Origin of the sequence: Carboxydocella sporoproducens DSM 16521, assembly GCF_900167165.1 — a bacterium.
Lineage (GTDB): Bacteria > Bacillota.
Genome location: NZ_FUXM01000079.1, coordinates 1 through 1,333 on the forward strand (window position 1 = coordinate 1; position 1,333 = coordinate 1,333).

General features: G+C 49.1%; 1 protein-coding gene and 4 tRNA genes. All 5 read right to left on the reverse strand.

The features are described from left to right. A tRNA-Asp gene (locus B5D20_RS13545) sits at positions 1–79 on the reverse strand. A gap of 4 nt (positions 80–83) precedes the next feature. Next, positions 84–159: transfer RNA gene (locus B5D20_RS13550), tRNA-Val, on the reverse strand. 9 nt (positions 160–168) lie between these two features. Beyond that, positions 169–244 (reverse strand) — tRNA-Glu (locus B5D20_RS13555). 6 nt (positions 245–250) lie between these two features. Continuing rightward, positions 251–326 (reverse strand) — tRNA-Lys (locus tag B5D20_RS13560). 48 nt (positions 327–374) lie between these two features. After that, positions 375–1,235 carry an aminodeoxychorismate lyase gene (gene pabC, locus B5D20_RS13565; RefSeq protein WP_078666715.1) on the reverse strand — a complete coding sequence of 287 codons (861 nt, stop codon included), beginning with the start codon at positions 1,233–1,235 and terminating at the stop codon, positions 375–377. Between the last annotated feature and the right edge of the window lie 98 nt (positions 1,236–1,333).

A 1,333-nucleotide genomic window follows, 5' to 3' on the forward strand; every position in this document is an offset into this window, starting at 1 on the left:
TGGCGGAGCCGACGGGATTCGAACCCGCGACCTCCTGCGTGACAGGCAGGCATCCTAGACCAGACTAGACCACGGCTCCGCGATGGTGGGCGATGACAGGTTCGAACTGCCGACCCCCTGCTTGTAAGGCAGGTGCTCTCCCAGCTGAGCTAATCGCCCATATAGAAATGGTGACCCCTACGGGATTCGAACCCGTGTTACCGCCGTGAAAGGGCGGTGTCTTAGACCACTTGACCAAGGGGCCACATGATGGTGAGCCATGCTGGACTCGAACCAGCGACACCCTGATTAAAAGTCAGGTGCTCTACCTACTGAGCTAATGGCTCATCATGTCGTCTGACAGTTTCATATTCTACACGATGCTAGAAAAGTTGTCAACAGTTTTTCTTGAAATTTTTCAGTTCCAAAAGCAGCCTTTGGACCAGATCTCCACGTACGCCCTTTCCAATACTCTGGCCGTTTAACTCAACGATAGGCACTATTTCGCTGATCGAATTGGTAATAAAGATCTCATCAGCCTGTAAAAGCGCTTCTTGATAATATAATCCCGCCTGGATTGTTATCCCTTGCATTCTGGCCATCTCTATTACTTTTTGTCGCATTATTCCATTCAAAATACCGGTTTCCAGAGAGGGAGTGAACAATATCCCGTCTTTAAACCAGAAGATATTACTTACTGTGCCCTCGGCCACATGGTCGGTACTGGTTAGATAAACCCCTTCCTGCCAGCCTTTGCTGTTCATCTCAGGAAAGGCAAGAACTTGATTAAGAAAGTTTAATGACTTAAGTCCTGCACCAGGCCATAGTTTACCCCAGTGCCGACCCGAAAGAATACCAGCCTTAATCCCCATTTTTTGTCTCTCTTCAATATGAGCAGGTAAAGGCTTACTGTAAACAATGCAATTAGGTAGTTTACACTGGGAAAAGTCCAACCCCAGGGGCCCCTGTCCCCGGCTGACCGTAACCCGCACATATGCATCAACAAGGCCATTCGCTTTCAACCCTGCCAGCAGCCAGTTCAGCACCTCTTTTTTCTCCCAGGGAATGGGCATATGCATAACCGTTGCCTGCTGGCAGAGACGCTGCCAGTGGTCATCAAACCAGAGGGGGCGACCTGCTTCCACCCTAATAGTAGTAAACAGGCCGTCACCATAAAGAAAACCGTGGTCAAGAACCGAGATAACGGCTTTTTCCTCTTCTGTAACAGTGCCATTGATGACAAGATAGTTAGGCATGGAAAACCTGGTTCAAAAAACTTGACTGTTTTTATCTCCAGCCAAGTCGGCCCCCAGACCAGGCTTTCGCCTCCTTTCCGAATACTTGATTTGCCCCC

Bases quoted from the DNA above. Each gene is read 5' to 3' on its own strand.
- pabC (WP_078666715.1), bottom strand. From the start codon at position 1,235: ATGCCTAACTATCTTGTCATCAATGGCACTGTTACAGAAGAGGAAAAA.